At 73.4% G+C, this 21,277-nt stretch carries 21 protein-coding genes; 11 read left to right on the forward strand and 10 right to left on the reverse strand.

Annotated elements, in window-relative coordinates; all coding sequences use genetic code 11:
• Positions 1 to 243 precede the first annotated feature (243 nt).
• Both V6U88_RS16920 and V6U88_RS16925 read right to left on the reverse strand, forming a co-directional pair.
• Positions 244 to 858, reverse strand: a complete 615-nt coding sequence (locus V6U88_RS16920) for a hypothetical protein (RefSeq protein WP_334454105.1) — start codon at positions 856 to 858, stop codon at positions 244 to 246.
• A gap of 180 nt (positions 859 to 1,038) precedes the next feature.
• Positions 1,039 to 2,196: a hypothetical protein gene (locus tag V6U88_RS16925; protein WP_334454108.1), complete on the reverse strand. Its 1,158-nt coding sequence runs from the start codon at positions 2,194 to 2,196 to the stop codon at positions 1,039 to 1,041.
• A gap of 1,064 nt (positions 2,197 to 3,260) precedes the next feature.
• Here V6U88_RS16925 and V6U88_RS16930 point away from each other — a divergent pair.
• Positions 3,261 to 4,196, forward strand: coding sequence for a DUF2332 domain-containing protein (locus V6U88_RS16930; RefSeq protein ID WP_334454109.1), 936 nt, complete (start codon positions 3,261 to 3,263; stop codon positions 4,194 to 4,196).
• An 81-nt stretch (positions 4,197 to 4,277) separates the two neighbouring features.
• On the opposite strand, the gene V6U88_RS16935 is transcribed toward V6U88_RS16930, so the two are convergent.
• From V6U88_RS16935 to V6U88_RS16945, 3 genes are all read right to left on the reverse strand, one after another.
• Positions 4,278 to 4,595 (reverse strand): TraR/DksA family transcriptional regulator, encoded by a 318-nt coding sequence (locus V6U88_RS16935; RefSeq protein ID WP_334454110.1) that lies wholly within the window; start codon positions 4,593 to 4,595, stop codon positions 4,278 to 4,280.
• A gap of 62 nt (positions 4,596 to 4,657) precedes the next feature.
• Positions 4,658 to 4,858: a hypothetical protein gene (locus tag V6U88_RS16940; RefSeq protein WP_334454112.1), complete on the reverse strand. Its 201-nt coding sequence runs from the start codon at positions 4,856 to 4,858 to the stop codon at positions 4,658 to 4,660.
• Positions 4,859 to 4,938: 80 nt separating this feature from the next.
• A complete protein-coding gene (locus V6U88_RS16945) occupies positions 4,939 to 5,484 on the reverse strand; it encodes a dihydrofolate reductase family protein (RefSeq protein WP_334454113.1) in 546 nt (181 codons plus the stop codon).
• Between the two features lie 220 nt (positions 5,485 to 5,704).
• Here V6U88_RS16945 and V6U88_RS16950 point away from each other — a divergent pair, with 220 nt between their 5' ends.
• The 5 genes from V6U88_RS16950 (at position 5,705) to V6U88_RS16970 (ending at position 9,708) form a co-directional block, all read left to right on the forward strand.
• Positions 5,705 to 6,574: a hypothetical protein gene (locus V6U88_RS16950; RefSeq protein WP_334454115.1), complete on the forward strand. Its 870-nt coding sequence runs from the start codon at positions 5,705 to 5,707 to the stop codon at positions 6,572 to 6,574.
• Positions 6,472 to 7,254 (forward strand): alpha/beta hydrolase, encoded by a 783-nt coding sequence (locus tag V6U88_RS16955; RefSeq protein WP_334454117.1) that lies wholly within the window; start codon positions 6,472 to 6,474, stop codon positions 7,252 to 7,254. Before V6U88_RS16950 ends, V6U88_RS16955 begins: the two co-directional genes overlap by 103 nt.
• Before the next feature lie 47 nt (positions 7,255 to 7,301).
• Positions 7,302 to 7,544 (forward strand): DUF5522 domain-containing protein, encoded by a 243-nt coding sequence (locus V6U88_RS16960; RefSeq protein ID WP_334454119.1) that lies wholly within the window; start codon positions 7,302 to 7,304, stop codon positions 7,542 to 7,544.
• A gap of 119 nt (positions 7,545 to 7,663) precedes the next feature.
• The gene (locus V6U88_RS16965) at positions 7,664 to 8,932 is read left to right on the forward strand and encodes an MFS transporter (protein ID WP_334454121.1); all 1,269 of its coding nucleotides are present in this window, start codon (positions 7,664 to 7,666) and stop codon (positions 8,930 to 8,932) included.
• 227 nt (positions 8,933 to 9,159) lie between these two features.
• Positions 9,160 to 9,708: a hypothetical protein gene (locus tag V6U88_RS16970; protein ID WP_334454122.1), complete on the forward strand. Its 549-nt coding sequence runs from the start codon at positions 9,160 to 9,162 to the stop codon at positions 9,706 to 9,708.
• Positions 9,709 to 9,792: 84 nt separating this feature from the next.
• Here V6U88_RS16970 and V6U88_RS16975 read toward each other — a convergent pair whose 3' ends face one another.
• Positions 9,793 to 10,476, reverse strand: coding sequence for a metal-dependent transcriptional regulator (locus V6U88_RS16975; RefSeq protein ID WP_334454124.1), 684 nt, complete (start codon positions 10,474 to 10,476; stop codon positions 9,793 to 9,795).
• 95 nt (positions 10,477 to 10,571) lie between these two features.
• Here V6U88_RS16975 and V6U88_RS16980 point away from each other — a divergent pair, with 95 nt between their 5' ends.
• From V6U88_RS16980 to V6U88_RS16990, 3 genes are read left to right on the forward strand one after another with little or no spacing between them, the layout of a single operon-like run.
• Positions 10,572 to 11,429 (forward strand): sulfurtransferase, encoded by an 858-nt coding sequence (locus V6U88_RS16980; RefSeq protein ID WP_334454126.1) that lies wholly within the window; start codon positions 10,572 to 10,574, stop codon positions 11,427 to 11,429.
• Between the two features lie 48 nt (positions 11,430 to 11,477).
• Positions 11,478 to 12,659, forward strand: a complete 1,182-nt coding sequence (locus tag V6U88_RS16985) for an acetoin utilization protein AcuC (RefSeq protein WP_334454128.1) — start codon at positions 11,478 to 11,480, stop codon at positions 12,657 to 12,659.
• Between the two features lie 27 nt (positions 12,660 to 12,686).
• A complete protein-coding gene (locus V6U88_RS16990) occupies positions 12,687 to 15,242 on the forward strand; it encodes a bifunctional acetate--CoA ligase family protein/GNAT family N-acetyltransferase (protein WP_334454130.1) in 2,556 nt (851 codons plus the stop codon).
• A gap of 8 nt (positions 15,243 to 15,250) precedes the next feature.
• Here the strand turns inward: V6U88_RS16990 and V6U88_RS16995 are convergent, their stop codons facing one another.
• Positions 15,251 to 15,658: a VOC family protein gene (locus V6U88_RS16995; RefSeq protein WP_334454132.1), complete on the reverse strand. Its 408-nt coding sequence runs from the start codon at positions 15,656 to 15,658 to the stop codon at positions 15,251 to 15,253.
• A gap of 91 nt (positions 15,659 to 15,749) precedes the next feature.
• On the reverse strand, positions 15,750 to 16,766 hold the full coding sequence (gene sigB / locus V6U88_RS17000; RefSeq protein WP_442934643.1) for an RNA polymerase sigma factor SigB: 1,017 nt from the start codon (positions 16,764 to 16,766) through the stop codon (positions 15,750 to 15,752).
• Positions 16,767 to 16,988: 222 nt separating this feature from the next.
• Here sigB and V6U88_RS17005 point away from each other — a divergent pair, with 222 nt between their 5' ends.
• A complete protein-coding gene (locus V6U88_RS17005; protein WP_334454135.1) occupies positions 16,989 to 17,777 on the forward strand; it encodes a sporulation protein in 789 nt (262 codons plus the stop codon).
• 88 nt (positions 17,778 to 17,865) lie between these two features.
• On the opposite strand, the gene dtd is transcribed toward V6U88_RS17005, so the two are convergent.
• On the reverse strand, positions 17,866 to 18,288 hold the full coding sequence (gene dtd / locus V6U88_RS17010; RefSeq protein ID WP_334454137.1) for a D-aminoacyl-tRNA deacylase: 423 nt from the start codon (positions 18,286 to 18,288) through the stop codon (positions 17,866 to 17,868).
• A gap of 46 nt (positions 18,289 to 18,334) precedes the next feature.
• Positions 18,335 to 19,819 carry a DUF7782 domain-containing protein gene (locus tag V6U88_RS17015; RefSeq protein ID WP_334454140.1) on the reverse strand — a complete coding sequence of 495 codons (1,485 nt, stop codon included), beginning with the start codon at positions 19,817 to 19,819 and terminating at the stop codon, positions 18,335 to 18,337.
• 187 nt (positions 19,820 to 20,006) lie between these two features.
• On the opposite strand from V6U88_RS17015, the gene V6U88_RS17020 reads away from it, so the two are divergent.
• On the forward strand, positions 20,007 to 21,227 hold the full coding sequence (locus V6U88_RS17020) for a S8 family peptidase (RefSeq protein WP_334454142.1): 1,221 nt from the start codon (positions 20,007 to 20,009) through the stop codon (positions 21,225 to 21,227).
• The last annotated feature ends 50 nt before the right edge of the window (positions 21,228 to 21,277 follow it).

Raw genomic sequence — 21,277 nt, forward strand, 5'->3', positions numbered from 1 at the left:
GTCATGCCTCTGCTGTGCCCGGCTGTTCGTTTGACAGGCCCTACCTGGGCGGCGACGCGGCGTACCTGGACGGGTCGATGTGGACCCTGACGGCAGCCGGAACCTGGAGATCGGCGGCGGCTAGGACGCGGTGAACCTCGACCTCAACCCCACCCAGCTGCGGGAGCTGCACGACGCGCTCTCCGCCACCATCACCGCCGACGACTTCCAGCCGCGCTCGTTGAGCGCGGCTTACTTCGGCGGTTACCGTGAGCCCACCTTGAGCTTGGTCGACCAGGTGCGGCCGCGCCGGACGCCGTACCGCTCGGACCAGAGCTGCTCGCCGTTCATGGTGATGGTCAGGCCGTGGTGCCAGCGCAGCTGGACCTCACCCAGTCCGAGCTGGCCGGTCAGTCGACGTGCGAGCCCTGCCAGGGGGTCCTCCGGTGGGTGCTGCTGGAGGCGATCCAGCCAGGCGGCAGGGCCGGGGCAGGTCAGGATCGGCAGGCGGCCGAATCCGTCCCAGTCGACGTGGGTGTAGTCGGCGGCCTGAGCGATCCACTTGGTGTAGCCCTTGATCCCGGAGTGCCGCCGCGGGAGTTTGAACTCCAGTCCGAAGGCGACATCGTCGTCTTTCCAATCGGTGGAGTCGTGGGCCTGGATCACCGCGTCGACGCGCACCTGTCGTCCTGAACAGTGAGTTCCCCGGCGTTCCCGGTGGATCAGGAAGGTCGTGCTGAGCCGGTTGAGGACCGCGTCGGCGAGCGCGGCTTCGGAGGGGAAGCCGGTGAGGTTGAGTTCGTAGGGGACGTCCCCGCGGGGAATAGCCGGGGTCCGTGGGTCCGGCTCGCCGGCGAGGGTTTGGAAGTCTGCCGTCACGCCACCTCCCGTTTGGACGTGAACAGTCATGGCCAGGAAGGTACCGCCGACCCCTGACGCTCCCGTGATACTGGTGCGACGGTCCAGGCGCCCACTGACACCTGCCTGGAACAGACCCGACAACGACAGCGGGCCTCATGGGGATTGCTCCCGTGAGGCCCGCATGGGGTGGGTCCTTGGCTACGCAGCCGCCAGCTCATTGATGATCTCGGCGACTTCCTTGGGCATACGGAACCAGTGGTCGCCTTCGGCGTAGCTGCTCTTTTTATAGGGCGGGTATCCGTTGCACCTGCGCTCAGCGGCACCCAGCGTCCCGGACGCCTGGCGGGGCCTGGTGGGCTCAGGGAGCGGCTGGCGGCGGGCTGGGGCGACCGGGGGCTGCACCCGTGCAAGGCGGGAGGTGATCGCGCCGTGGTTACGGCCGAACTCCTCCATCAACTCGGAGATGCTCGCGCCTTCTGCAGCGCGTCGCGCGAGCCGTTCGTCGTCCTCGGGCTCCCACGGCCTGTGCGAGTTCGGGTGGAGCTGGCGCAGGTCTTCCATCGTGTACGCCGGCGTTCGCGGGGGTGCCGGTGGCCGGCTGGTGTTCGGCCCGGGAAACGGGGCCAGGCCCAGGGCGTGCAGCTTGTACTGGATGCTGTTGGCGGTCCGCCCCAGCTCCACGGCGATCGCCTCGGCATCGGCGCCGTCGCGGTGCCGACTGGCCACGTACGCGGTCTCCTGCTCCGACCAGGATCGGGGACGGCGGGCCGCCGGACCGCGTGTCGACGCGTCGGGGTTCGCCACGGCGGCGAGGAACGCCCGTGCCACGAGGGACAGATCGCCGCCCGGCAGGTGTCCGGCGAGTTGGGCGATGAGCTGGCCCTCGTTGTCGGCGCCGGTCACTTCGACGGTCGGGCCGTCCACGCCCGTGGTGAGGGTCAGCCTGTAGTGCCGCCCGGCGTCGCTGACCTCCCACGACAGCACCAGCGGCATTGGATCCGGCGCCGCTGGTGTGGCGGGAGCGGCTGGCACCGGATCGCGCACGACCGGTGGCCAGGAGCTGATGGGCAGCCGGTGCACGTCGATGCCGAACAGCAGCTCGTCGACCTCGTCGGTGGCGTAGTGCACCGTACCGTTGTCGAGCCGGTACGCGATCTCGCCGGCCACCTGCTCGTCAATGCTGGCCACAGCCACGCGCAACGTCTGCCCGGCGAAGCTGCTGTCGGCACCCGGGTCGGCGGGACCAGGGCGGAACGTCAACGTCGCGTAGGTCGCCCGGCCCATCCCTCGATAGGTCCTGCCAGGGTTGCCGTGCCACCTGCCGTCCTCGTCTTCAAACGCATAGATCAGCGCCACGAGCGCACCCTACGATCGGCCACCGACAATTTCGACATCGTCGCCTTCGGACCAGTCGTACGGGTTTCCGTAGTCCTAGCGGAAAAACCGACGGATATGGCTGGGGACCACTACGAACGCGGCGAGGTGTCGACGTCGCGCCCTCAGCCGGTCATCCGCATCAGATCACCGAGGTTGCGGTGCAGCGGGGCGTCCACAGCCGCAGCCTCGCCGGGGCAGCGGCCCGCCGAAGTCAAGCCCGGACAGCACCATTGGCAACCGGGTCGCCCGCCACTCGATCAGCGCCCACTCGTCAGCCCGCTCGTTCCTGTGGGTCTCGCTGAATCCGCTGGCCGGCCGGCTCGCGGTCGGTTGAAGGCTCGGACGTGCCTCCGCCATCTGCACGATGTACCTGGCTGTACACGTTGACCCATACGCCGACACCCTCAGCAGACTGTCAGAGTTTGATCGAGTCGGACGGCTTCGGCAGTAGCGCCTGGATCAGTTGGCCGAGACGATGGCGCACTACAGAGCGGGCTGCGACGATTGCCTCACGTAGTCGCTTGAATTCTTCGTGTTGGGCGGCCAGCCGGGAGATCGCCAGTTGCTGGAACTGCTTGAGGTCAGCGATATCTTTGTCTCGCGCGGCGACGCGCTCCTTAAGCCTGAGGGACGTCTCCCGGTGAGCACGGCCGGCCGGTCGCGCCGATGCGCGCCACGCCGTTCGACGCCGTGCCCGAGGCCCGACCTTATCCACCAGCCCAAGTGGGACGGATCTCCCGAGATTTCGACGTGTCTCAGGGGCGAGACGTCTCCGCGCACAGTCAGGCTGACCATGCCGACCCACGCGGCTCGATCGAGACCACGTTGTTGCTACCGGCGGCTCTGCGACATCGGTGCGGTGTGTAGCCGAGGCCACCTCGCGGTCGGGGAATATTGCAGCCTCCGAATAAGTGCCCTGCCCCAGTACCCTCTCGGTCCGACGGCAGGTCGTGTCCGACCTGCCGGCCTGATCACCGGAAAGTCCCCCGGACCGCCACGGTCCGGGGGACTTTTCGCGCGGGGATCACTGCGATCATCGACACATGACCATCGCCGCGAGCTACGCCGAGTTCGCCGCCCGGGAGGCGCGCGGCGTGTCGCCCGGGTACGAGCGCCTGTCCCTCGCCGTGTCGCGCGACGACGAGCTGCTCGCCCTGCTCGGCACGCTGCCGCCGGGCAAACGGCAGCCGAACCTGCTGTTCGGCGTCGTCCGGTGGCTCGGCGGGCCGGTGGGCGACCCGGCCGCGTTCCGCGAGTTCACGGTGGCGAACTGGCCGGCGGTCGAGCGCGAGCTGCGCACCCGGGCCACCCAGACGAACGAGCCGGGGCGGTGTGCCGTCCTGCTGCCGGTGCTCGCCGCGCTGCCGCAGCCGCTCGCGCTGCTGGAGGTCGGCGCGTCCGCCGGGCTCTGCCTCTACCCCGACCGGTACGCCTACCGGTACGGCGAGCACCTGCTCGGCACGGGCGAGCCGGTCTGCGACTGCGCGGCCACCGGAATGCCACCACCGACCCGCCTGCCCGAGGTGGTGTGGCGGGCCGGCCTGGATCTGCATCCGCTCGACCTGACCGATCCCGCGGACGTCGACTGGCTCGACGCGCTCATCTGGCCGGAGCACGAGCACCGGCGTGCCCGGCTCCGCGCGGCGGCGGCCGTCGCCGCGGCCGAGCCGCCGCTGCTGGTCCGCGGCGACCTGGTGGACGACCTGCCGGCGCTGGCCGCGCGGGCGCCGGCCGGGGCGACGCTGGTGGTGTTCCACACCTCCGTGCTCTACCAGGTGCCGCCGCTGCGGCGGCAGGCGTTCACCGAGGTGGTACGCGGGCTGCCCGGCCATTGGATCTCGAACGAGGCCCCGGAGGTGCTGACCCACGACGGGCTGCCGGAGCCACCGGGCGAGGCGCTGTGCAACGTGCTGGCGCTCGACGGGCAGCCGCTCGCCTGGACCCGCTCGCACGGGCAGGCGATGACCTGGTTCGGCTGACCGGACTCCCGGAGGTGCCGCAGTGGCCGGCCGAACACGGACGAGCGGGGGCTGCCGCGTCGGCGCGGCAGCCCCACCAGGTCAGCGCTGCTTCTGCTGGCAGGGCACGCAGAAGCGGGCGTGCGGCAGCACCTCCAGGCGTTCCTGCGGGATCGGCGCGGCACACCGCTCGCAGATCCCGTACCGGCCCTCGGCGATGCGCCGCAGCGCCCCGGTGATCTGCTCCAGGCTCTGCCGGGTGGCGGCGAGCATCGCGTCCCGGGTGTGGGCCTCGGCCGGGTCACCGGTGTCGGCGGTGAGTTCGGTCAGCCGGGCGGTGTGCATCTCGAAGTCGGACGTCAGGGTCGACCGCAGTTCGTCGATCCAGTGCTGCTGGCCCGGCTGGGTGTGCGTGGTCATGGCGTAGCTCCTCGGAAAAAGAAAAAGGGCCGAAGCTGTGGAAGCTTCGCCCTGGTGGCCGTTCACATGGTGTGCACCGGTCCAGGAGGGCTACGTCCGGCGGGGCTCGGCAGTCCGGGGGCGACCGAGCCGGCGCGCGACGGCGCGACCGCGACTCGCACGACGCGGGTGGCCACCGTGACCGCCACGGCACGCCGGCGGACAGCAGCGGGCGCCGCCGTCGTGCTGACGGCGGTGCTCTCCTGCTGCCCGGACAGACGCATGCCGCCCACCATAGGCCGGGCCGACCGGAAAGCCAACGCCCTTACCTGGGCCCCGAGCCCGCCCGTCGATGCGGGTCGGGTCAGTCCCGCGCGCGCTCGTGCCGCAGCAGGACGACACCGTTGCCGAAGGTGCGGGTCCCGGTCAGGCGCAGCGGGAACCGGTCGCCCGACGCGGGGAAGAGCGGGCGGCCGGCGCCGAGCACGACCGGGTGGACGTAGAGCCGGTACTCGTCGACCAGGTCGTGCCGGAGGAAGGTGGTGAGCAGGTCCGCTCCGCCGAGGGCCAGGTCCCCGCCCGGCTCGGCCTTGAGCCGCCGGACCTCGTCGGGTACGACCTCCCGGACGACGGTGGCGTTCCAGTCGGCCCGCTCCAGAGTCCGGGAGTAGACGACCTTCGGCATGTCCCGCCAGATGTCGGCGAACTCCACCATCGGGGCGGTGCTGGCCGGGTCCCGGTCGGCGGTCGGCCAGAACTCGGCCATCAGCTCGTAGGAGCGGCGCCCGTTGAGGAACCCGCCCATGGTGCGCAGCTCGGCATTGAAGTGGCGGTGCAGCTCGTCGTCGACCTGGTGCCAGTCGAGGCTGCCGCCGGGGCCCTCGAAGAACCCGTCCAGCGACACGCTCATGTGTACAACGGTCCTTCTCATCCGCCGTCCCTCCACTGTCGAAGCTCGTCGGCGTCCAGCATGGTGCAGAGGTCCGACACGGCCGCTCCGATCGGCCCATCTGCCCGATCGCCGTGCGCGAGTTGCACGCATTCGCCCTGGGTTACGGATACGGGACAGTCAGTGAGGCTGATCTTCACTAGTCCGGCGGTCCAGCCGACGTCGACCCCGGTGAGGTGTCATGGCGCTGCCGTCGTTTCCCCGTACCCGTTTGGCCCTCGCCCTCGCGGTCCTGGCCCCGGTCGCCTGGGGTCTGGTCGTCGGCTGGTGGACCCCGCGCGGCCCGGGCGGAAACGTCGACGCCGTCAGCTCCGTCCTGGTCAGCCTCGTCGTCGGGCTGCTCGCCGGGTGGCTCAGCCGCTCCCGCTGGTCGATGCTGGCCGCCCCGGTGCTCTTCGCGCTCGCCGTCGAACTGGTCCGGATGCCGCTGCGCGGGCCCTCCGTGGACGCCTCGCACCTGAGCGGCTTCGGCCTCGGCGCGCTGATCCTGGGCCGGGGCCTGCACGGCCTGCTGACCCTGCTGCCGCTGCTGGTCGGGGCCGCCTACAGCGCCGGCATCGCCCGTCGCACCGCCACCCGGGCCGACCGCCGGAAGAGCGACGACGACCGTCGGCTCGCGACCAGCCCGGATGACGTAGCGGGCAAGGAAAGCCGTCCGGCCGCCCACCGGCACCCGCTGCGGGTCTGGCTGGGCCGCGGCGCGGTCGGTCTGCTCGCCGCGTTCCTCCTGCTGGTCACGGTGGCGGTGGCGCTGCCGGCGAGGACCGCACCGATCGCAGGCGGGGTCGCCGAGCTGACCACCGTGGCCAGCGGCGACCGCGAGCTGGGGCTGATGCTGCGCGGGGCGGACGCCACCGCACCCGTCCTGCTCTTCCTGCCCGGGCGCCGGGCAGCTCCGAGATCGGCGCCGTACGCCGGCACCTCGCCGGACTGGAACGGCACTTCGTGGTGGCCACCCTGGACCGGCGCGGCGCGGCGAAGTCCTGGGCGGCGTTCGCGCCCTCGTCCACGTTCACGCTGGACAGCGAGGTCGCCGACGCCGTCGCCGTGATCAACCACCTGCGCGGGCGGTTCCGGCAGGACAAGGTGTACCTGATGGCGCACTCCGGCGGCTCGCTGGTCGGGGTGACCGCCGTGCAGCGGCACCCGGAGCTGTTCCGCGCCTACGTCGGCGTCGGCCAGGCGATCGACCTGCGCGAGGCCGACCGCAGCCAGTACGCCGACACCGTCGCCTGGGCCCGTCGCACCGGCCGGTCCGACCTGGCGCGGCAGCTCACCGACCTCGGCCCGCCGCCGTACGCCGACATGTACACCTACGAGCCGTTGCTCGCCAACGAGACGGGCGCGTTCGACCACGACCGCACCGGCAGCAGCGAGGGCCGGGACGGCGCGGTCACCAAGCTGGGCGTGCCCGAGTACACGCTGCTGGAGAAGGCGCACGTGCTCGGCGGCACGCTCGACGGCTGGGACGTGCTCTACCCCCAGCTCCAGGACCTCGACCTGCGCCGCGAGATCCGCCGGCTCCAGGTGCCGGTGTACCTGGTGGACGGCGTCCACGAGGTGCCCGGCCGGCTGGTGCTGCTGCGACAGTGGTACGCGCAGCTCCAGGCGCTCCGCAAGGAGCACGTGGTGCTCGACGGCGCGGGACACCGCTCGCTCTTCCAACGGCCCGGCCCCTTCATCGACCTGCTCCTGCGGGTACGCGCCGAGACCGGGCCACCGGGCGTGTGACCCCGACGGGTGGCGGGAGACGGCGGAGCGCTTCGTAGACTGCGCCGGTGGGTGCAGAGCGGCGACCGTTGGCGGACCGACCGTTGACCGAGCCGCACCCGTCGCGGCTGCCGCCGGAGCACCCCGACCGGGAGCGCATCCTCGCGGCCCACGCCGCCGCGCTCGCCGCCGGTGAGGCCGGCTACCTCGACCCGTCCAGTGGGCTCTTCGTGCTCAGCGCCGGCTTCCTGGCCCGGCGGGGCACCTGCTGCGGGCGGGGCTGCCGGCACTGCCCGTACGTCGACGACTGACCGTCGGCCCGGCGATACTCGGGTGCCCGCACCGGTGCCGCCACCTAGGTTGGGTCGGCCGAGCCGCCGGTTCGGCGAGGACCCTCGGGGTCCGTGCTCCTGCCCGGAAGTGGTGACCCGTGACCCCGCACCTGGCGGCCGCCGCGCCGCAGCGGCCCCGCCCCCGGCCGCTCTGGCGCCGCCGCGACTTCGCCCTGCTCTGGGGCGGTCAGACGGTCAGCGAGGTCGGCACCCGGATCTCCGGGGTGGCGGTACCGCTGCTCGCCGCCGACACCCTGCGCGCGAGCGTGTTCCAGGTCTCCCTGCTGACCTTCCTGGCCTGGCTGCCGTACCTGCTCTTCTCGCTCCCCGCCGGCCTGCTCGCCGACCGGGTCGACCAGCGGCGGCTGATGGTCGCCTGCGACCTCGGCCGCGCCGCGCTGCTGCTGTCGCTGCCGGTGGCCGCCCTGGTCGGTCGCCTCACCCTGCCCTTCCTGTACGTCGTGGTCGGCCTCTCCGGCGTGCTGACGGTGCTGTTCACCGTGGCGTACAAGAGCACGCTGCCCCGGCTGGTGCCGGCGGACCAACTGGTCGAGGGCAATGCCCGGCTCGCCGTCAGCCAGGACGCGGCCCAACTGATCGGGCCGATGGTCGGCGGGGCGCTGACCGGGCTCGTCGGCGCGGCGCGGACCTTCCTCGGGACGGCGTTCGCCTTCGTGGTCAGCGCGGTGACGCTGCTGCTGATCCGGCAGCCGGCCGCCACCCGCCCGGCGACCGCCGGCCGGGTGCCGGTCCGCGCCGCCCTCACCGAAGGGCTGGGGTTCATCCGCCGGCAGCCCATCCTGGTACGGATCCTGGCCTGCGTGACCACGTCCAACTTCTTCGCCATGGCGACCAGTTCGCTGGAGGTCACCTACCTGGTGCGGGAGCTGCACGCCTCCCCGGTGGTGGTCGGGGTGGTCTTCTCCCTCGGCGCGGTGGGCGGGCTGGTGAGCGGCGCGTTGGCCGACCGGCTCTCCCGGTGGATCGGGTCGGCGCGGGTGATCTGGGTCGCGATGGCCGTCCCGGGGCCGCTCTACCTGCTGGTGCCGCTGGCCCGGCCCGGCTGGGGACTGGTGCTCTACGCCGTCGGCCTCGCCGCGTTCTCCGCCAACGCGGTGCTGTTCAACGTCGCCATCCTGTCGTACCGGCAGCGCATCACCCCGCCGGAGCTGCTCGGCCGGGTGAACGCCTCGTTCCTGTGGATCTGCTTCGGGGTGGTGCCGCTCGGCGCGCTCTTCGGCGGGACGCTCGGCAGCCAGTGGGGGTTGCGGCCGGCGCTGGTCCTGACGACGCTGGGAATGTGGAGCGCGGCGCTCTTCGTGGTCTGCTCTCCACTGCGCCGGATGCGCGACCTGCCGACGGACTGATCCGCCCTTCGGCCCGGGCCGACGTCCGGTTGCTGGCGCCGGGCCGCTTCCTCTTCCACGGCGATCGGCACGCCCGGGTGACGCGGCGGTCGCGGACCGCGACGCCCGGCGAGGCCCCGCTTCGAGTGCGCGCCGAAGGACTTCCGCGCCGGCACGCGTTGCCCGTACGGTGTCCGACGGACATCCGGCGGACACCCCCTCCCGCCGACGACCGCGGAGGTTTCCCCGTGCACGCGCGGATCTGGCTCACCGCCTCAGCCGTCCTGCTGACCACCGGCTGCGGTGCCCAGCCCCGACCGGTGGCCGTGCCGCCGGTCGACCCGGTGACCGTCGAGGTGGCGGCGGCCTCCTCGGGCGGCGCGTGCCGGCTGCTGGACTTCGCGGTGATCGAGGAGCACACCGGCGTCCGGTTCGACGTGGCCGCGGCCAGCGACAAGGGCGACACCCACACCTGCGTGGTACGCAGCGGGTCGGCGGCGATGCCCGAGCTGACCCTGACCGTCACCGACACCTCGATCGACGTCGCCACCTTCAACGCGGACGTGCTGCCCGGGGGGACGACGAAGGTGTCGAAGCTGGGCCGGGTCGCCTACCGCCGCACCCTGGCCAAGACGGCGAAGCGCGGGCCGGTGGCCGAGGTGGGCTGGCTCGCCACCGAGGGCCGGTTGGCCACCCTGCACTGGACGTGTGAGCGTGGCGCACCGAAGGCCGAGGCCGAGGAGCTGACCGGCAAGCTGGTCGCCCTGGCAAAGAAGATCAACACCCGGGCCATGTGAGGCTCGCAGGCGGGGCGCGCCAACGGAAGCGGGCCGCCCGCGCGGACCGGGGCGGTGGCCCCGGGGAGCAGGCGGCCCGAGCCGTCAGTGCGCGGCGACGAAGACCCGGGACGCGACCTCGCGGGGCAGCCGGACCTTCTCGCCCGAGCGGTCGATGAACACCCCGTCCCGCTCCTGGGCGACCGTGACCGTGGCACCCGGGTCGACCCCGGCGGCGTGCAGCTGGCGCAGCACGTCGGCGTCGGTCTGCACGCTCTCGCAGATCCGCCGGACCACGACCGTCCCGGAGAGGCCGGGGAAGGCCAGGTTGCGCTCACCCTCGGCCGTGTCGGCCTCGGGCTCCGGCGAGCCCAGCTCCTCCAGCCCGGGGATCGGGTTGCCGTACGGCGACCGGGTGGGCCGGTTGAGCAGGTCGTAGACCCGCTTCTCGACGGCGTCGCTCATCACGTGCTCCCACCGGCAGGCCTCCTCGTGGGCCTCCTCGTAGGGCATCCCGATGACGTTGACCAGCAGCAGCTCGGCGAGGCGGTGCTTGCGCATCACGGAGACGGCGCTGTTGCGACCCAGCGGGGTCAGCGTCAGGTGCCGGTCGCCCTCGACGGTGAGCAGGCCGTCGCGCTCCATCCGGGCGACGGTCTGGCTGACGGTGGGCCCGCTCTGTCGCAGTCGCTCCGCGATCCGCGCACGCAGCGGCGGCACACCCTCCTCTTCCAGCTCGAGGATGGTGCGAAGGTACATCTCGGTCGTGTCGACCAAATCATGTTTCACGTCAGCCCTCCGGTGCACGATGCTACCCCGGAGCCCCCGACAACGGCCGGTGCCGAACCGGGAGGTCGCTGCCCGGATGGTGTTGACTGGTCGCCATGTCCGGAACCCAGGAGCCGCTGATCGAGGCCGAGCAGCTCGCCGCCGCGCTCGCCGAGCCCGACCCGCCCACCCTGCTCGACGTGCGCTGGCGGCTGACCGGCCCACCCGGCCGGGACGACTACGCCGCTTCTCACCTGCCCGGCGCGGTCTTCATCGACCTGGACACCGCGCTCTGCGGTGCACCCGGCGCCGCCGGCCGGCACCCGCTGCCCGACCCGGCCGCGCTCCAGGCCGCGCTGCGGGCCGCCGGCGTCCGCGCCGGTCACCCCGTCGTGGTGTACGACGGCGGCGACGGCATGGCCGCCGCCCGCGCCTGGTGGACCCTGCGCTGGGCCGGTCACCGGCCGGTACGGCTGCTGCACGGCGGCTGGCCCGCCTGGCTCGCCGCCGGCCTGCCCACCTCCACCGAGGCGCCCACCCCGCCCCCGGGCGACGTGACCGTCCGCCCCGGCGCGCTGCCGGTGCTGGACGCCAACGAGGCAGCCCGGCTCGCCGCCGCGGACGCCGGCGTGCTGCTCGACGTCCGGGCGGCGCCCCGCTACCGGGGCGAGACCGAGCCGATCGACCCGGTCGCCGGGCACGTGCCGGGCGCGGTCAACCTGCCCGCCCCGGAGTACGTCACCGAGGGCCGCTTCCCGGCCGTCGAGGCGCTGCGCGAGCGGTTCGCCGCGGCCGGGGTGGCCGAGGGCACGCCGGTCGGGGCGTACTGCGGATCGGGGGTGACCGCCGCGCAGGCGGTGCTCGCCCTGCACCTGGCCGGGCGGCCGGACGCCGCGCTCTACGTCGGCTCGTGGAGCAACTGGGTGGCCGAGGAGGACCGGCCGGTGGCCACCGGGGAGACGGCACCCCGCTGAGCAGCGCGTGCGGTGGGCGGCCCGCGGCGCTCGTGCGACGATGAGCCCATGTCGGACGACACGGTGGTGGTGTGGGACGAGGCCCTGCTCGCCTACGACATGGGCGAGCACCCGCTGGACCCGGTGCGGGTCGAGCTGACCATGGCGCTCGCCCGCGAACTGGGCGTCCTCGACCGGCCCGGCGTCCGGTTGGTCAGGCCGGTGCCGGCCGACGACGCGCTGCTGACCAGGGTGCACCAGCCGGACTATCTGGACGCCGTCCGGGCCGCGCCGAGCGACCCGCTCTTCGCCGGCTACGGGCTGGGCACCTCGGACAATCCCGTCTTCGAGGGCATGCACGAGTCCAGCGCGCTGATCGCCGGGGCGAGCGTCGCCGCCGCCGAGGCGGTCTGGCGGGGCGAGGCCCGCCGCGCGGTGAACGTGGCCGGTGGGCTGCACCACGCCATGCCGGACCGGGCCGCCGGCTTCTGCGTCTACAACGACCCGGCGGTGGCCATCGCCCGCCTGCTCGACCTGGGCGCCGAGCGGGTCGCGTACGTGGACGTGGACGTGCACCACGGCGACGGCGTGCAGGAGATGTTCTACCGGGACCCGCGGGTGCTGACGGTCAGCCTGCACGAGACCCCGCTGGCGCTCTTCCCCGGCACCGGCTTCCCCGACGAGACCGGCGGCCCGGGCGCGGCGGGCAGCGCGGTCAACGTGCCGCTGCCGCCCGGCATCGACGACGCCGGCTGGCAGCGCGCCTTCCACGCGATCGTGCCGTCGGTGCTGCGCGCGTTCCGGCCGCAGATCCTCGTCACCCAGTGCGGCGCGGACGGGCACCGGGCCGACCCGCTGGCCGACCTGCACCTCACCGTCGACGGGCAGCGCGCCACCTACCTGGCCCTGCGGGCGCTCGCCGACGAACTCTGCGAGGGCCGCTGGGTCGCCACCGGCGGCGGCGGGTACGCGCTGGCCGAGGTGGTGCCCCGGGCGTGGACCCACCTGCTCGCCGTCGCCACCGGCGACCCGATCGCGCCGGCCACCCTGACCCCGCCGGCCTGGCGGGAACTGGTCGCCAAGCGGCTGCCCGGGCGGGAGATCCCGTTGCGGATGACCGACGACGCCGACCCGGCGTACCAGCCGTGGCAGCCGACCGGCGAGCCGACCTCGGTGGACCGGGCGATCGCCGCCACCCGCAAGGCGGTCTTCCCGCTGCTCGGGCTCGACCCGTACGACCCCCGCGACTGACCCGGTGGGCGGGGGAGGGGACGACCGGTGACCACTGTCGACCAGCCGGTGGACGTGCTGCTCAGCGACGGCAGCACCGTCCAGCTCCGCCCGATCCGCCCGCAGGACGGGCCGGAGATCGTGGCGATGCACTCGCGCTTCTCCGAGCGCACCCGCTACCTGCGCTACTTCTCCCCGTACCCGCGCATCCCCGACCGGGACCTGCAACGCTTCGTCAACGTTGACCACCGCGACCGGGAGGCCTTCGTGGTGCTCGCCGGCGACCGGATCGTCGCCGTCGGCCGGTACGAGCGGCTCGGCCCGGAGGCCCCGGAGGCCGAGGTGGCGTTCGTGGTCGAGGACGCGTACCAGGGCCGGGGGATCGGCTCGGTGCTGCTGGAGCACCTCGCCGACGCCGCCCGGCGCGCCGGCATCGTGCACTTCGTCGCCGAGGTGCTGCCCGCCAACGGCGCGATGCTGCGGGTCTTCTCCGACTTCGGTTACCAGGTCCAGCGCCAGTTCGCCGACGGCGTGGTGCACCTGAGCTTCGCGATCGCCCCCACCGAGTCGACGCTGGAGGTGCAGCGCGGCCGGGAGCACCGCACCGAGGCGCGCTCGATCGCCCGGCTGCTCGCCCCGCGCGGCATCGCCGTCTACGGGGCCAGCGCCACCGGCCAGGGCGTCGGCGCGGCCGTGCTCGGGCACCTGCGCGACGGCGGCTACCCCGGGGCGATCGTGCCGGTGCACCCCAGCGCGGCCACCGTGGCCGGGCTGCCCGCGTACCCGTCGGCGGCCGACGCCGGTCTCGACATCGACCTGGCGGTCGTCGCCGTGGCCCCCGACGCGGCGCCCCTGGTGGTCGCGGACGCCGCCGCCGCCGGCGCGCACGGTCTGGTGGTCATCTCCGCCGGCTTCGCCGAGGCCGGTCCAGAGGGCGCGGCGGCGCAGCGGGCGCTGGTCCGCGCCGCGCACGCCGCCGGCATGCGGGTGGTCGGCCCGAACTGCCTGGGCGTGGCGAACACCGACGAGAAGGTACGCCTCAACGCCACCCTCGCCCCCGTCCTGCCGGCCCCGGGCCGGGTCGGCCTGTTCAGCCAGTCCGGCGTGTTCGGCGTGGCGCTGCTCGCCGAGGCCCAGCGGCGCGGCCTCGGCCTGTCCAGCTTCGTCTCGGCCGGCAACCGGGCCGACGTCTCCGGCAACGACCTGCTCCAGTACTGGCAGGACGATCCGGGCACCGACGTGATCCTGCTCTACCTGGAGACCTTCGGTAACCCGCGCAAGTTCGCCCGGCTGGCCCGGCGGATCGGCCGGGACAAGCCGGTGGTGGCGCTCGCCTCGCTGGCCCGACCGGCCGGCCTCGGCGAGGGGCCGGCGCTGGACGCCGCCGCGGTCAGCGCGCTCTTCGCCCAGTCCGGCGTGATCCGGGTGGACACCGTCGCCGAGCTGCTCGACGTCGGCGTGCTGCTGGCCCACCAGCCGCTGCCCGCCGGCCCCCGGGTCGGCGTGGTCGGCAACTCCTCGGCGTTGACCGGGCTCGCCGCCACCGCCTGCGCCGCGCAGGGGCTCACCGTCGCCGACGGGTACCCGCGCAACGTCGGCCCGCACGCCGGCGCGGCCGAGTTCGGCACGGCGCTGGCCGCGGCGACCGCCGACCCGGCCGTGGACGCCCTGGTCGCCGTCTTCGCGCCGCCGCTGCCCGGCCAGCTCACCATGGAGGAGGCGGACTTCACCAGCGCCCTGCCGACCGCGCTGGCCGCCGGCAAGCCCACCGTGGCGACGTTCCTGGCCGGGCGGGTACCGGCCGGGGTGCCGGCGTACCCGAGCGTGGAGGAGGCCGTGCGGGCCCTCGCGCGGGTCACCACGTACGCGGCCTGGCTGCGCCGGGACCCGGGCACGCTGCCCGAACTGCCGCGGGTGGACCCCGCCGCCGGGCAGGCCGCGCTGCGCGCCGACGCCACCGACCCGGCCGGGCTGCTCGCCGCGTACGGGATCGACGTGGTCGGCTCCGCGCCGGCCGCCACCGCCGACGAGGCGGTCGCCGCCGCCGAACGGCTCGGCTGGCCGGTGGCGCTCAAGGCCGCCGCCCCCGGCCTGCGGCACCGCCTCGACCTCGGCGCCGTCCGCCTCGACCTGGCCGACCCGGGCGCGCTGCGCCGCGCGTACGCCGAGATGGCTCCGGTCTTCGGCGCGGACGTGCTGGTCCAGCCGATGGTCCCGCCCGGGGTGGCGTGCGTGGTGGAGCTGATGGAGGATCCGGCGTTCGGGCCGGTGGTCGGCTTCGGTCTCGGCGGCGTCGCCACCGAACTGCTCGGCGACCGGGCCTGGCGGGCGGTGCCGCTGACCGACCGGGACGCCGCCGAGCTGGTCGACGAGCCGCGGGCCGCGCCGCTGCTGCGCGGGCACCGGGGCGCCGCGCCGGTGGACCGGGGCGCCCTGGCCGAGCTGCTGCTGCGGGTCGGCCGGCTCGCCGACGAGCAGCCCCGGATCCGGTCGCTGACGTTGAACCCGGTGCTGGCCCGGCCGGACGGCATCTCGGTGCTGCACGCCGGGGTGCGGATCGGCGCGGCGGGCGCCCGACCGGACACCGGGCCGCGGCGCCTCTGAGCCTCGGCTCAGCCCCGGCTGGAGATCTGCTGCACCCCCCAGGCGTTGCCGTCGGGGTCGGTGAAGAAGACGAAGCCGACGTTGTCCAGCGGGTGCGGCACCGGCCGGGGGTTCTTCCCCACCACCTGGATCTCGCTGACCTCGACGTCCCGCGCCACCAGCTCCGCGTGGGCCTTCTCCAGGTCGGGCACGACCAGTTGCAGGCCCTTGAGCGAGCCCGGCGGCATCTCCGGCACCGCGCCCCGGCCGATCACGATCGAGCAGCCGGAGCCCGGGGGAGTGAGCTGCACGATCCGCACGTCGTCGCCGATGCGGGTGTCGTGGTCGACGGCGAAGCCGAGCCGGTCGGCGTAGAACTCCTTGGCCCGGTCGATGTCGCTGACCGGTACCACCACCACTTCCAGCATCCAGTTCATACGGTCGACCCTGCCCGAGGAGTACGACATCGCCGGGCCGACACACGGCGAAGGCCCCGGCGAATCGCCGGGGCCTTCGGATCGGGGAGGGTCAGCAGGCGTACGCCTCCAGGCGCTGCGCCCGCTCCGGGGCGCGCAGCTTCAGCAGCGTCACCTTCTCGATCTGCCGGATCCGCTCCCGGGACAGGCCGAACTCCTTGCCCACCTCGTCCAGCGTGCGCTGCCGGCCGTCGTCCAGGCCGAACCGCAGCCGGATCACGGCCTGCTCCCGCTGGGAGAGGGTGGCCAGCACGATGCGCACCTCGTTGCGCAGCTCGCCGTTGGCGGCCGCGTCGCCCGGCTCCTGGCGCGGGTCCACCGCGGCGACGAAGTCACCCAGCGCGCTCTCGCCGTCCTCGCCGACGGCCTGGTCCAGGCTGACCGGCTCCCGGTCGTACGAGATCAGCTCGATCACCTGGAACTCGGGGATCTCCAGCGCCACGGCCACCTCGGCCACGGTGGGCTCCCGACCCAGGGTGACCGACAGTTCCCGGCGGACCCGGACCATCCGGTTGACCTGCTCCACCATGTGCACCGGGATGCGGATGGTGCGCGCCTGGTCGGCCATCGCCCGGGTGATCGCCTGCCGGATCCACCAGGTGGCGTACGTGGAGAACTTGTAGCCCTTGGCGTAGTCGAACTTCTCCACCGCGCGGATCAGGCCCAGGTTGCCCTCCTGGATCAGGTCCAGGAACGCCATCCCGCGTCCGGTGTAGCGCTTGGCGATGCTCACCACCAGCCGCAGGTTCGCCTCCAGCAGGTGGTCCTTGGCGGCGCGGCCCTGCGCCACGATCAGCTCCAGGTCGCTCTTCAGCTCGGCGGAGACCGGGGTGCAGGCGGCGAGCTTCTCCTCGGCGAACAGCCCCGCCTCGATCCGCTTCGCCAGCTCGACCTCCTGCGCGGCGGTCAGCAGCTTCGTCCGGCCGATCCCGTTCAGGTACGCCCGGACGAGGTCGGTGGAGATGCCGCGCTCGTCGGTGGCGTCCAGGTCGGTCAGGGTCTCCGTGCCGTGCTCGGCGTCGATGGTGGCGGCCGGGCGCGTCTGGTTCTCGATCATCTGCAGGGCCATCTCAGTCTCTCCCCGTGTCCGCTTCTGTGCCGCGTACCGGCCCCAGTGGTGCCGGTGACGAACAGCTTTCCAACCGGGGCGTGAAACGGGAGTGAGGCGATCGGGGACCCGACAGCAATCCGGTCGCCTGTGGGGTGTCGTCGCCGGGTCCGTTTGCCGGAGCCGGTTACCGTGCCAGCGGTCGGCCAGCGGGGCCGGCCGGGACAGGCAACGGAGGACGCGGTGGTCTTCAAGCGGCTCATGCAGGCGATGGGTGTCGGTGGCCCGTCGGTGGAAACCGTGCTGACCAACCCCCACTGCCGCCCGGGCGGTCAGCTGGAGGGACGGATCCAGGTGGCCGGCGGGGACCACCAGGTGGACGTCTCCTATGTGGCCCTCGGCCTGGTCACCCGGGTCGAGGTCGAGGGCGCCGACTCCGAGTACGACACCACGCAGGAGTTCGGCCGCCGGCAGGTGACCGGCGCGTTCCGGCTGGAGCCCGGGCAGCGGTACGACATCCCGTTCCGCTTCGACGTGCCCTGGGAGACCCCGCTGACCGACCTGTACGGGCAGCACCTGCACGGAATGACGATGGGTCTGCGTACCGAGCTGGAGGTGGCGCGGGCGGTCGACAAGGGTGACCTGGACCCGGTGGCCGTGCACCCGCTGCCCGCGCAGGAGCGGCTGCTGGAGGCGTTGCTGCGGCTGGGCTTCCGGTTCGCCCGGGCCGACGTCGAGCGGGGGCACATCTACGGCGTACGGCAGAGCCTGCCGTTCTACCAGGAGATCGAGTTCCACCCGGCGCCGCAGTACGCCCGCGCGATCAACCAGTTGGAGCTGACCTTCATCAGCGACCCGCAGCAGACCCAGGTGGTGCTGGAGATGGACAAGCGGGGCGGCGTCTTCACCGAGGGCCGCGACGCCTTCGGCCGCTTCACCGTCGACCACGCCACCCTCGACCGCACCGACTGGGCCGCCCAACTGGACGCCTGGCTCCGCCAGTCCCTCCAACGCCGCGGCCTCTTCTCCTGACCCAAGGCTGGTACCTCGGCGATCATGAAGTTGGCGGCGGTCCGGATCTCTTCCGGTGCCGCCAACTTCATGATCACCCGGGGTGGGGTCAGAGGTCGAGGAGGAGGGTGCGGGGGCCGATGTTGACGCTCTCCACCAGCATGTGGGTGCGGAAGCGGCCGGTCTCGACCTTGGCGCCGCGGTCGCGGAGCGCCTCGACGACCGCCGTGAACAGGGGTTCGGCGACCTCGGCGGGGGCGGCGGCGGTCCAGGTGGGGCGTCTGCCCTTGCGCGCGTCGCCGTAGAGGGTGAACTGGCTGACCACCAGGATCGGGGCGCCGGTGTCGGCGGCGCTGCGCTCCTCGTCGAGGATGCGCAACTCGTGGATCTTGCGGGCCATGGTCTGCGCCACCTGCGGCGTGTCGGCGTGGGTCACCCCGAGCAGCACCAGCAGCCCGTCGCTGATCGATCCGACCACCTCACCGTCGACGGTGACGCTGGCCCGGCCGACGGTCTGCACCACCGCGCGCATCAGCCGAGCACCCGTCGACCGCCCGGCACCGCCCGCGTCGCCGGCGTCATGCCGTCACCGGCTCGATGATGCCGCGCTCCACCAGGTGCGCCACGATCGGGCCGGCCGCCTCGGCCAGCTCCTGCGGGGTGACGTCGTGCGCGGCGGCGAGCAGGGCGAGCTGGTCACCCAGGGCCAGCCGGCCGTCGCACCCGCCGACCAGCGCCAGCACCAGCGGGTCGATCTCCTCGCTCCAGCGCAGCCCGTGGGGCATCGTGAGGACCTGCCGGTCCACCGCCCAGCCCTCCTCGCCCATGGTGGCCTCCTGCCGCAGCTGGAGTCCCTCGGCGGCCCGGTAGCGCTCGGCGAGCAGCGCGTCGGTGTCGCGTACCCGGAGGAAGTCCTGGCGGTCGAACCAGGTGGCGACCCGGTCGCCCATCGGCGGTTCCACCCGCTGGCGCAGGTCCTCCACCCGGACCACCGGGTCGGCGTGCCCGGACCGGCGCAGCGAGACGATGCCGAAGCCGATCGCCTCCACCTTGTGCGCGTCGAACCAGTCCAGCCAGGCCGCCATCCGCTGCGGGTCGGCCGCCTCGCCGACATCGGTGAGCCAGAGGTTGACGTACGCCATCGGGTCGGCCACCTCGCGCTGGATCACCCAGGCGTCCAGGCCGGTGCCGGCGAACCAGCCGGTCACCCGCTCGTGCCACTCCTCGCCGGCCACGTGCACCCAGTTCGCGAGGTACTGCATGGTGCCGCCCTCGGTGAGCAGGTTCGGCGCGGCGGCGGCCAGCTCGGCGCCGATCGCGTCGCCGACCCGCCCGGAGTCCCGGTAGACGTGGGTGGTGGTGCCGGGGCCGACCACGAACGGCGGGTTGCTCACCACCAGGTCGAAGCGGCGACCGGCGACGGGCGCGACCAGGTCCCCGCGCAGCAGCTCCCAGTCCTGCCCGTTGAGCGCGGCGGTGGTGGCGGCGAAGCGCAGCGCCCGCTCCGAGAGGTCGGTGGCGGTGACCCGGCGGGCGTGGGTGGCCAGGTGCAGCGCCTGGACGCCGGAACCGGTGCCCAGGTCCAGCGCGGTCTCCACCGGCCGGCGGACGGTGGCGCCGATCAGCGTCTGGGTGGCGCCGCCGATGCCGAGCACGTGTTCGCTGTGCAGCGGCCGACCGGGGCGGGCGCTGGCCGGCACGTCGGCGAGGACCCACCAGTCGTCGCCGTACGGCTCCAGGTCGACCCCGGCGCGCAGGCCGTCGCCGTGCCGTTCGACCAGCCCGCCGGCGAGCGCCTCGGCGAGGTCCAGCGGGGCGAGCGCGGCGGCGACCGCCGCCTCGGACTCGGTCTGGTCGCAGATGAAGACCCGGATCAGCGTGGCGAGCGGATCGCGGTCCTCGGTGGCGCGCAGCGCGGCGCGGAAGTCGTTGCGGGCGACCCCACCGGTGGCCTGCGGCCCGAGCCGGTCGGCGATGCCGTTGGAGGTGAAGCCCGCCCGGCTGAGCGCGGTCCGCAGCGCCTCGACGCCGGCGGGGGAGAGCAGCATGTCGTGTCGTTCCACGTCGCCATCCTGCCTCCCGGTTCTGGTCTATCGGTCGGCACCCGGGACATCCATACCGCGAGCTGTATTGATTGGTCGTTATCTCTTTTATGAACATCGATGTGTGGCTAGCATCTGCCCCAACATCCGTCGATGGGCGTCCCGGCGGCCACCAGCCTGTCCGGGCACACCGGTAGGGAGTCAGACGATGTCAGCTCTGCCCGTCCCCCGGCGCCGCGCGATCCGCGCCGTCGCCGTCGCGGCCGCCGCGGCGGCCCTCTCCGTCGCCGCCTCCACCCCCGCCCTCGCCGCCCCCACCGGGGAGGTCCGCGGCGCGTCCGCCCCCGGCGCGATCAGCGGCAGCTACCTGGTCGTGCTCCGCACCGACGCGGTCGGCGCCGCGAACACCCTCGCCGCCCGCACCGCCGTGCCGGACCGCGCCGCCACCCTCGCCAAGCGGTACGGCGGCAGCGTCGCCGACGTCTACAGCGCCGCCCTCACCGGCTTCAGCGCGAAGATGAGCGCCAGCCAGGCCCGCCGGCTTGCCGCCGACCCGGCCGTCGCGTACGTCGAGCAGGACCGGGTGGTCACCGTCCAGGGCACCCAGGCCAACCCGCCGTGGGGCCTGGACCGGATCGACCAGCGCAACCTGCCGCTGAACGCCAGCTACACGTACCCGAACACCGCCTCCAACGTCCGGGCGTACGTCATCGACACCGGCATCCGGACCACCCACGCCGACTTCGGTGGCCGGGCCAGCTGGGGCACCAACACCGTCGACAGCAACAACACCGACTGCAACGGCCACGGCACCCACGTCGCCGGCACCGTCGGCGGCAACGCGTACGGCGTGGCCAAGCAGGTCCGCCTGATCGCGGTGAAGGTGCTCAACTGCTCCGGCAGCGGCAGCACCACCGGCGTGGTGAGCGGCATCAACTGGGTGACCGCCAACGCGGTCAAGCCGGCGGTGGCCAACATGAGCCTCGGCGGCGGCGCCAGCAGCTCCATCGACAACGCGGTGACCAACTCGATCAACTCGGGCATCACGTACGCGGTGGCGGCGGGCAACTCCAGCGCCAACGCGTGCAGCTACTCCCCGGCCCGGGCCGCCGCCGCAATCACCGTCGGCGCCACCACCCGCACCGACGCCCGCGCCTCCTACTCCAACTACGGCTCCTGCGTGGACATCTTCGCGCCGGGGTCGAGCATCCTGTCCGCCTGGCGGACCAGCGACACCGCCACCAACACCATCAGCGGCACCTCGATGGCCTCGCCGCACGTGGCCGGCGCGGCGGCGCTGGTGCTCTCGGCCAACCCGTCGTACACCCCGGCGCAGGTGGCCAGCTACCTGACCACCAACGCCACCCCCGGCAAGGTGACCAGCCCGGGCACGGGCTCGCCGAACCGGCTGCTCTTCGTCGTCAACTGACGGCACCCGTCCGGCGCGGCCCGGTGGACACCACCCCTGTCCACCGGGCC

This window comes from Micromonospora sp. CPCC 205739 (genome assembly GCF_036906795.1).
Classification (GTDB): domain Bacteria; phylum Actinomycetota; class Actinomycetes; order Mycobacteriales; family Micromonosporaceae; genus Micromonospora.

What these genes read in the sequence shown, in the direction of transcription:
- V6U88_RS16930 (WP_334454109.1), top strand. Translation starts at nt 3,261, where the DNA reads ATGACCATCGCCGCGAGCTACGCCGAGTTCGCCGCCCGGGAGGCGCGC.
- V6U88_RS16935 (WP_334454110.1), bottom strand. Translation starts at nt 4,595, where the DNA reads ATGACCACGCACACCCAGCCGGGCCAGCAGCACTGGATCGACGAACTG.
- V6U88_RS16940 (WP_334454112.1), bottom strand. Translation starts at nt 4,858, where the DNA reads ATGCGTCTGTCCGGGCAGCAGGAGAGCACCGCCGTCAGCACGACGGCG.
- V6U88_RS16945 (WP_334454113.1), bottom strand. Translation starts at nt 5,484, where the DNA reads ATGAGCGTGTCGCTGGACGGGTTCTTCGAGGGCCCCGGCGGCAGCCTC.
- V6U88_RS16950 (WP_334454115.1), top strand. Translation starts at nt 5,705, where the DNA reads ATGGCGCTGCCGTCGTTTCCCCGTACCCGTTTGGCCCTCGCCCTCGCG.
- V6U88_RS16980 (WP_334454126.1), top strand. Translation starts at nt 10,572, where the DNA reads ATGTCCGGAACCCAGGAGCCGCTGATCGAGGCCGAGCAGCTCGCCGCC.
- V6U88_RS16985 (WP_334454128.1), top strand. Translation starts at nt 11,478, where the DNA reads ATGTCGGACGACACGGTGGTGGTGTGGGACGAGGCCCTGCTCGCCTAC.
- V6U88_RS16995 (WP_334454132.1), bottom strand. Translation starts at nt 15,658, where the DNA reads ATGAACTGGATGCTGGAAGTGGTGGTGGTACCGGTCAGCGACATCGAC.
- sigB (WP_442934643.1), bottom strand. Translation starts at nt 16,766, where the DNA reads ATGGCCCTGCAGATGATCGAGAACCAGACGCGCCCGGCCGCCACCATC.
- dtd (WP_334454137.1), bottom strand. Translation starts at nt 18,288, where the DNA reads ATGCGCGCGGTGGTGCAGACCGTCGGCCGGGCCAGCGTCACCGTCGAC.
- V6U88_RS17020 (WP_334454142.1), top strand. Translation starts at nt 20,007, where the DNA reads ATGTCAGCTCTGCCCGTCCCCCGGCGCCGCGCGATCCGCGCCGTCGCC.